At 68.3% G+C, this 7,048-nt stretch carries 8 protein-coding genes; 4 read left to right on the top strand and 4 right to left on the bottom strand.

Features of this window, described 5'->3' with window-relative positions; translation table 11 throughout:
- Positions 1–157 precede the first annotated feature (157 nt).
- A complete protein-coding gene (locus AC06FA_RS19695; protein WP_478069758.1) occupies positions 158–1,501 on the top strand; it encodes a hemolysin family protein in 1,344 nt (447 codons plus the stop codon).
- Positions 1,485–2,144, top strand: a complete 660-nt coding sequence (locus AC06FA_RS19700; RefSeq protein WP_478069759.1) for an exopolysaccharide biosynthesis protein — start codon at positions 1,485–1,487, stop codon at positions 2,142–2,144. The genes AC06FA_RS19695 and AC06FA_RS19700 overlap by 17 nt, the downstream gene beginning before the upstream one ends.
- A 43-nt stretch (positions 2,145–2,187) precedes the next feature.
- On the opposite strand, the gene AC06FA_RS19705 is transcribed toward AC06FA_RS19700, so the two are convergent.
- The 4 genes from AC06FA_RS19705 to AC06FA_RS19720 all read right to left on the bottom strand — a co-directional run bounded on the left by AC06FA_RS19705 (position 2,188) and on the right by AC06FA_RS19720 (position 5,283).
- Complete coding sequence (locus AC06FA_RS19705) at positions 2,188–2,685, bottom strand: pyridoxamine 5'-phosphate oxidase family protein (RefSeq protein WP_108761718.1); 498 nt, start codon at positions 2,683–2,685, stop codon at positions 2,188–2,190.
- Positions 2,686–2,754: 69 nt separating this feature from the next.
- On the bottom strand, positions 2,755–3,750 hold the full coding sequence (locus AC06FA_RS19710; protein WP_478069760.1) for an LLM class flavin-dependent oxidoreductase: 996 nt from the start codon (positions 3,748–3,750) through the stop codon (positions 2,755–2,757).
- 113 nt (positions 3,751–3,863) lie between these two features.
- Positions 3,864–4,631 (bottom strand): sulfurtransferase, encoded by a 768-nt coding sequence (locus AC06FA_RS19715; protein WP_478069761.1) that lies wholly within the window; start codon positions 4,629–4,631, stop codon positions 3,864–3,866.
- 286 nt (positions 4,632–4,917) lie between these two features.
- Positions 4,918–5,283: a DUF6164 family protein gene (locus AC06FA_RS19720; protein WP_478069762.1), complete on the bottom strand. Its 366-nt coding sequence runs from the start codon at positions 5,281–5,283 to the stop codon at positions 4,918–4,920.
- Positions 5,284–5,349: 66 nt separating this feature from the next.
- On the opposite strand from AC06FA_RS19720, the gene AC06FA_RS19725 reads away from it, so the two are divergent.
- The gene (locus AC06FA_RS19725) at positions 5,350–5,784 is read left to right on the top strand and encodes an FKBP-type peptidyl-prolyl cis-trans isomerase (protein WP_478069763.1); all 435 of its coding nucleotides are present in this window, start codon (positions 5,350–5,352) and stop codon (positions 5,782–5,784) included.
- Positions 5,771–7,021, top strand: coding sequence for a TIGR03862 family flavoprotein (locus AC06FA_RS19730; RefSeq protein WP_478069764.1), 1,251 nt, complete (start codon positions 5,771–5,773; stop codon positions 7,019–7,021). Before AC06FA_RS19725 ends, AC06FA_RS19730 begins: the two co-directional genes overlap by 14 nt.
- The last annotated feature ends 27 nt before the right edge of the window (positions 7,022–7,048 follow it).

Raw genomic sequence — 7,048 nt, forward strand, 5'->3', positions numbered from 1 at the left:
ATCCCGCCACGCCCCTTTGCTAAGATGCCAGCGCGCCCCCGGGCGCACCTTATGGACGACGACCCTTATCCCCCCGCGCCGCGCCGGACCCCGTTCCTGAGCGCCAGCCGCCACCGCAAGCACCCGCCCTCCCTGCCACCAACCGGGGACGACGCCCGTGTTTGAGATCCTGATTGTCCTGGCCCTGATTGTCTTCAACGGCTTCTTCGCCATGTCCGAAATGTCGGTCATGACCTCGCGCAAGAGCCGCCTGAAGCAGATGGCCAGCACCTCCAAGCGCGCAGCCAAGGCGCTTGAACTGTCCGAGAAGCCCGAGAACTTCCTGTCCACCGTCCAGATCGGCATCACCCTGGGCGGCATCCTGACCGGCGTCTACGGCGGTGAAGCCATTGGCAGCAGCATCGCCCACCACCTGCAGGCGATGTTCCCCTCGCTGGCCGACACCATCACCCTGTTTGGTGAGCCGCAGTCGCTGGCCAACCTCATCGGCAAGACGCTGGCCGTCGCACTGATCACCTTCCTGACCCTGATCTTCGGCGAACTGGTGCCCAAGCGCCTGGCCATCACCCGTTCCGAAGACATTGCCGGCATGGTGGCCCTGCCGATGGGCTGGCTGGCCCGCATCGCCTTCCCGGCGGTCTGGCTGCTGTCGCATTCGACCCGCCTGGTGCTGCGCATGCTGGGCTTGGGCAAGGACGAAGCCGCCTCGGTCACCGAAGAAGAGATCCGCATGCTGGTGGCCGAAAGCCACGAAGCGGGCGTGATCGACGCTCACGAGCGCGACATGATGAACCGCGTGATGCGCCTGGGCGACCGCACCGCCGACAGTCTGATGACCCCGCGCAACCGCATTGCCTGGCTGGACACCCAGGCCGGGCTGGAGCGCAACCTGGAAATCATGGCCGAGCACGAGTTCTCGCGCTATCCGGTGTTCCGCGACAACGATCAGGACGTGGTCGGCGTGCTGGAACTGAAATCGCTGGCCACCCGCATGGCACGCGGCGACAACGCGCTGTTCCAGACCCTGCGCGAGGCGCTGTATGTGTCCGAATCGACCCATGCGATGAAGCTGCTGGAAATCTTCCGCGAGGAACAGCAGTCGATGGCGCTGGTGGTCGATGAGTACGGCGAAATCCAGGGCCTGGTGACCATCAGCGACCTGATGGGCGCGGTGGTCGGCCGCCTGCAGGCGGTGGAGAACGCCGACGAGGATGCGCTGGTGGTGACCCGCGAGGACGGCTCGCTGCTGGTGGATGGCTCGCTGCCGATCGAGGACCTGCGCGAACTGATCGGCAGCAACGACCTGCCCGACGCCGAGGAAGGCGATTACTACACGCTGGCCGGCATGTGCATCCACTATTTCGGCCGCATCCCGCACGCGGGCGAGTACTTCGACTGGGCCGGCTGGCGCTTCGAAGTGGTCGATCTGGACGGTGCGCGGGTGGACAAGCTGCTGCTGCGTACCCTGTCCGACGAGCAGGCCGATGAGCTCACCGCCTGACCCAGGCCACGGCGCGGGCGGCGAGCGCCCGACCTATCGCAACGAGGGCATTCGCACCCTGCTGGCGATGTTCGAGTTCGGTGACCCGGCCCAGCACATGAAGCTGGGCCAGATCCTGCAGGACCTGCAGCAGAGCGCGTTCGGCGTGTTCCTGTTCGTGGCGATCCTGCCGGCCTTCATTCCCATTCCCGGCCTGGGCGGCGCGGTCAGCGGGCCGCTGGTGATCCTGATCGGGTTGCAGATGCTGTTCTGCATGCGCAAGCCCTGGCTGCCGGGCTTCATCGCCCGCCGCGGACCCCGCCGCGGCACCATGCACCGCTTCCTGGACCGCATCGACCGCCCGCTGCGGCGGCTGGACCGCATGCTGAAGCCGCGCATGCCGCAGTTCCTGGCGCCCGCACCGGCGCACGCCTTCACCGGCCTGCTGCTGGTGCTGCTGGGCCTGCTGCTGTCGCTGCCGATCCCGTTCACCAACTACCTGTTCGGCTTCCAGCTGCTGCTGTTCTCGCTGGCGCTGCTGGAACGCGACGGCGCGCTGATGCTGTTCAACTGGATCGGCGGCGTGGTCGCGGTGGCCTTCTTCGGCTTCAGTTCCGGCCAGTTGGTGGGTTACACCGCGGAGCTGTTCCAGCGCTGGTTCTGACCGCTGGCCGCAGGGCTCGCCGGGCATGGCCCGGCGGGGTGCCTCACCGCAGATCGATGAATCCGTTGTCGCCCAACTGCGCCGGATCGTCCTGCACCGCCGACAGCACGAAGCTCAGCGCCTTGCCCAGCAGCGTGCCCGGGCCCTCCCAGTACTCGGCGGTTTCTGCGCGCACCTGGATCAGTCGCAGGTTCGGGTCGTCCTTGCCACCGGGGAAGAACAACTTCATCGCCGGCGACCACAGCGCCTCGATCTTTTCACGATCGTCCACGATGCGCGCCCGGCCAGACACCGACACGTAGGTATTCTTCGACGTGGAGGCGTAGGCCACGTTGACGCGCGGGTTCAGGGCAATCTCCGCCACCTTCGGACTGTCAGCGGCGGTGGCGAACCAGAGGTCACCATCGAAATCGACCTGCTGGGTGCCCAGTGGCCGGCTGTAGAGGCGACCATCCACGCCCGTGGTGGTGAACATGGCCACCTCCACGTCCTTGATCAGTTCGGACAACTGGGCGATGTGCTCGGCGCGGGTATCGGTCATGGAAGGGGCTCCGGAATCAGGAGCCCCCATCAGACCGCGTGGCGCTGCAATGCGCCGTGACGCAAACGTTCAGCCGGCGTGGCGGGCGTGCCAGGCCTGCATGGCCAGTTCGAACGAACGCAGGCGCGCGCGGTGGTCATACAGGTTGGCAGTCAGCAGCAGCTCGTCCGGCGCATGGCGGTCGACGAAGGCGGCAATGCCCTCGCCCACCTGCTGCGCATCGCCCAGCACGGTGCAGGCCAGCGCGCGTTCCACGCCCAGCTTTTCGTGCGGTTCCCAGAACGACTCGATGTCATCGATCGGCGCGGGGATGCGACCGGGGCGGCCACGGCGCAGGTTGACGAAGCTCTGCTGCTGGCTGGTGAACAGCCGGCGCGATTCAGCCTCACTGTCGCTGGCGACAACGTTCAGCGCCAGCATCGCGTGCGGCTGCTTCAGCGTGGCCGAGGGACGGAACTCGCGGCGGTAGACGGCCAGCGCTTCGTCCATTGCGTCGGGCGCGAAGTGCGAGGCGAACGCGTACGGCAGGCCCATCGAGGCAGCCAGGCGCGCACCGAACAGGCTGGAGCCGAGGATCCAGGTCGGCACCCGCAGGCCGCCACCGGGGACCGCCTGCACCGCCTGCCCGGCCTGCACCGGCTCGAAGTAATGCAGCACTTCGCGCACGTCCTGCGGGAACTGGTCGGCGCTATCGAAGTAGCGCCGCAGCGCGCGCGCGGTGGGCTGGTCGGTGCCCGGCGCACGGCCCAGGCCCAGATCGATGCGGTCCGGGTACAGCGACGCCAGCGTGCCGAACTGCTCGGCCACCTGCAGCGGCGCGTGGTTGGGCAGCATGATGCCGCCGGCGCCGACGCGGATGCGGCGCGTGCCCCCGGCCACATGGCCGATCAGCACCGCCGTGGCGGCGCTGGCGATGCCGGGCATGTTGTGGTGTTCGGCCAGCCAGTAGCGGCGGTAGCCCAGCGCATCGGCGTGCTGGGCCAGTTCCAGCATATTGGCGAAAGCGGCGGTGGTATCACTGCCCTCGCAGACCGGGGCCAGGTCGAGGATCGACAACGGGATCATCAGGCGGTTTTCCGTCACAAGATTCCACATGGATGGGGTCGGAACGGCGCCACGGCCAGTGACGGTGGCGGAATGCTGATTCCCGCAGGACGGATCCAGCGCCGGTCTGGGGCTCAGAACGCGCTGGGACGGGGCTCGGGCAGCGGCTGGTCGACCAGCGGCTTCAGCTCGGCATCCAGCGCCACGCGCTCATCGAACACGAAACAGCGGCCCTCGTAGCCTTCGCCGCCGACCTCTTCGAAGTAGCCAAGAATGCCGCCATCGAGCTGCAGGACGTTGTCCATGCCATCGTTGACCATCCACAGCGCCGCCTTCTCGCAGCGGATGCCGCCGGTGCAGAAGCTGACCACGGTGCTGTCCTGCAGCGCCTGCCGGTGCGGCGCCAGCGCTTCGGGCAGATCGGTGAACTTCTCGATGGGCAGCACCAGCGCATCCTTGAAGGTGCCATGGGCCACCTCCTGCAGGTTGCGCGTATCAAGCATGACCACCGGCTTGCCGGCATCGTCGTGGCCCTGCCGCAGCCAGCGCTGCACGGTGGCCGGATCCACGGCGGGCGCACGCGGGTAGTCCAGCGGTTGGCCATCGTCGCGGCGGAAGCTGATGATCTCGTCCTTCACCTTGGCCTTCAGCCGCGCGAAGGGCTGGTGTTCGCTGAAGCTGGTCTTGACCCGCATGCCGGCAAAACGCGCATCGGCGTGCAGTTCCGCATAGAAGCCCTGCACCGCCTGCGGCGCCCCGGCCAGGAACAGGTTCAGCCCCTCGCCGGCCACCAGGATCGTGCCACGCAGGCCCACGGCATCGGCCCGCGCCAGCAGCTGGTCGCACAGGGCCTGGGGGGCGTCGATGACGGTGAAATGATAGGCAGCGGTATTGGCGATCATTCCGCCATTTTACCGCCTTCAGACACTGGGGTCAGAGCCCTCTGCGCAGCAGAGGGATCCGACCCCGTGCGGTTCCGGCAGTTCGTCGGGAACTGTCAGAGGCGGGGCGGTGGGGGCAGGCGGGGGCGCAGAGCGCCATGGATGGCGCTCTACGAGGCACGCAGGAGCAGCTTTTGCCGTCCCCCGCCTGCCCCCACCGCCCCGCCCAATCACGGAGAGCCCGCTTTTGACGTTGACGTTGACGTTGCTTCGGCGGGTGCCGGGTGCAACCCGGCCGCAACAACCCCTACCCGCGCAGCAGCATGAACGGCAGCAGCACCAGCGCCGCCGCGCCCGCCATCCCCAGCAGTACCAGCACCACGAACAGCGGCCGCCGCCGCAGCAGGCTGGCGAATGTCTCGGCCGTGCCATCGCGCAGCGCCTGCTCGCGCTCGGCACGGATGCGCGGCGCCCGTTCGGCCTGGTAGTCGGCCATCAAGGCCTTGGCGCGCGGCTGGTCGGCATCGTCGCGCAGCCACAGCCCGCCATTGGAAATGCCCCAGGGACTGGGTTCGGTCCGGTACCAGGCGATGCCGTGCTGGTCCAGCAGGGTGCACACATCGGCATATTCGTCGTCGCCGACATTGCGCAGGTTGAGCAGGAGTTTGGCCATGCCACCATGATACCCGGCGCCGATGCGCTACCCTTGCCGCCCGCGAATACCCTACGGAGACGCCCGATGCGCCGCCTGCTGCTTCCCCTGTTGCTGTCCCTCGTTGCCGCCGGTTGTTCGTCCGAGCCCGCCGGCCCGCCCCCGGGCGGCACCCTGACCACCTTCGAACGCATCGACACCCAGGTCGGGACCGGTGCCGAAGCCGTGCCGGGGCAGAAGGTGACCGTGCATTACACCGGTTGGATCTACGACAAGCGCACCGAAAACAAGCATGGCAAGACCTTCGACAGCTCGGTCGGCCGTGGCCAGCCGTTCGTGTTCGCGCTCGGCGCGGGCCAGGTCATCCGTGGCTGGGACGAGGGCGTGGCCGGCATGAAGGTGGGCGGCAAGCGCACCCTGATGATCCCGCCGGACTACGGCTATGGCGACCGTGGCGTCGGCCCGATCCCGGCTGGCTCCTCGCTGGTGTTCGACGTCGAGCTGCTCGATGTCCAACCCTGACGTCCAGCAGCCGCGCCGCGTCGCCGTGGTCGGCGGCGGCCCGGCCGGGCTGTTCGCCGCCGAGCGGCTGCGCGCCGCCGGCCTGGAGGTCGACCTGTACGAGGCCAAAGGCTCGCCTGGCCGGAAATTCCTGATTGCCGGCAAGGGTGGGCTGAACCTGACCCATTCCGACCCGCGGCCACTGTTCGACAGCCGCTACCGCGAACACAGCGCCGCCGTCGGGCAATGGCTGGACGGTTTCGATGCCCAGGCGCTGCGCGACTGGGCCGCAGGCTTTGGCGTGGACACCTACGTCGGCAGTTCCGGCCGGGTGTTTCCGGTGGACCGCAAGGCGGCCCCGCTGCTGCGCGGCTGGGTGCGCCGGCTGAAAGAACAGGGCGTGCGCCTGCACGTCAATCACCGTTGGACAGGCTGGACCGACGACGGCGCCCTGCGTTTTGCCAGCGAGCAAGGAAATGTGCAGGTACACGCCGATGCCACGGTACTGGCCCTGGGCGGCGGCAGTTGGCCGCAGCTGGGCAGCGATGGCGCCTGGGTGGCGCCGCTGCAGGCGCGCGGCGTGGATATCGCACCGCTGCAGTCGGCCAACTGCGGGTTCGACGTGGACTGGAGCGCGCACTTCGCCCAGCGCCATGCCGGCGCTCCGCTGAAACCGGTCGTGGCGCACTGGATCGATCTGCAGGGCCAGCCGCAGTCGCTGCAGGGGGAATGCGTTGCCAGCAGCTATGGCATTGAAGGCAGCCTGGTCTACGCGCTGTCCGCCGATCTGCGCGAGACCCTCAACCGCGATGGCCATGCCGTGCTGGCGCTGGATCTTGTACCCGGCCGCGACGAGGCGCGCCTGCTGGCCGACCTGTCACGGCCGCGCAAGGGTCGCAGCTTCGGTGAACACCTGCGCCGCCAGGCCGGGCTGGATGCGGTGAAAGCCGCGCTGGTGTTCGAACACCTGGGCAAGGACGCCGGCAACGATCTGCCGGCCGTGGCGGCGACGCTCAAGCGCCTGCCCCTGCGGCTGCTGCGGCCGCGGCCGATGGCCGAGGTGATCAGTACCGCAGGCGGCGTGCGCCTGCAGGCGATGGACCACCAGCTGATGCTCAATGCCCTGCCCGGCGTGTTCTGTGCCGGCGAAATGCTGGACTGGGAAGCGCCCACCGGCGGTTATCTGCTGACGGCGTGCTACGCCAGTGGCCTGCGCGCCGCCGAAGGCGCGATCGCCTGGCTGGCCGCGCGTTCGTAAACCGCCGTTGTAGAGTCGAGCCATGCT

The sequence above is a fragment of the Stenotrophomonas sp. Steno-C17 genome, from assembly GCF_056393165.1.

Excerpts from the sequence above, each read along its gene's own strand:
- AC06FA_RS19705 (WP_108761718.1), bottom strand. The coding sequence starts at position 2,685 with ATGACCGATACCCGCGCCGAGCACATCGCCCAGTTGTCCGAACTGATC.
- AC06FA_RS19730 (WP_478069764.1), top strand. The coding sequence starts at position 5,771 with ATGTCCAACCCTGACGTCCAGCAGCCGCGCCGCGTCGCCGTGGTCGGC.
- AC06FA_RS19710 (WP_478069760.1), bottom strand. The coding sequence starts at position 3,750 with ATGATCCCGTTGTCGATCCTCGACCTGGCCCCGGTCTGCGAGGGCAGT.
- AC06FA_RS19720 (WP_478069762.1), bottom strand. The coding sequence starts at position 5,283 with ATGGCCAAACTCCTGCTCAACCTGCGCAATGTCGGCGACGACGAATAT.
- AC06FA_RS19715 (WP_478069761.1), bottom strand. The coding sequence starts at position 4,631 with ATGATCGCCAATACCGCTGCCTATCATTTCACCGTCATCGACGCCCCC.
- AC06FA_RS19725 (WP_478069763.1), top strand. The coding sequence starts at position 5,350 with ATGCGCCGCCTGCTGCTTCCCCTGTTGCTGTCCCTCGTTGCCGCCGGT.
- AC06FA_RS19700 (WP_478069759.1), top strand. The coding sequence starts at position 1,485 with ATGAGCTCACCGCCTGACCCAGGCCACGGCGCGGGCGGCGAGCGCCCG.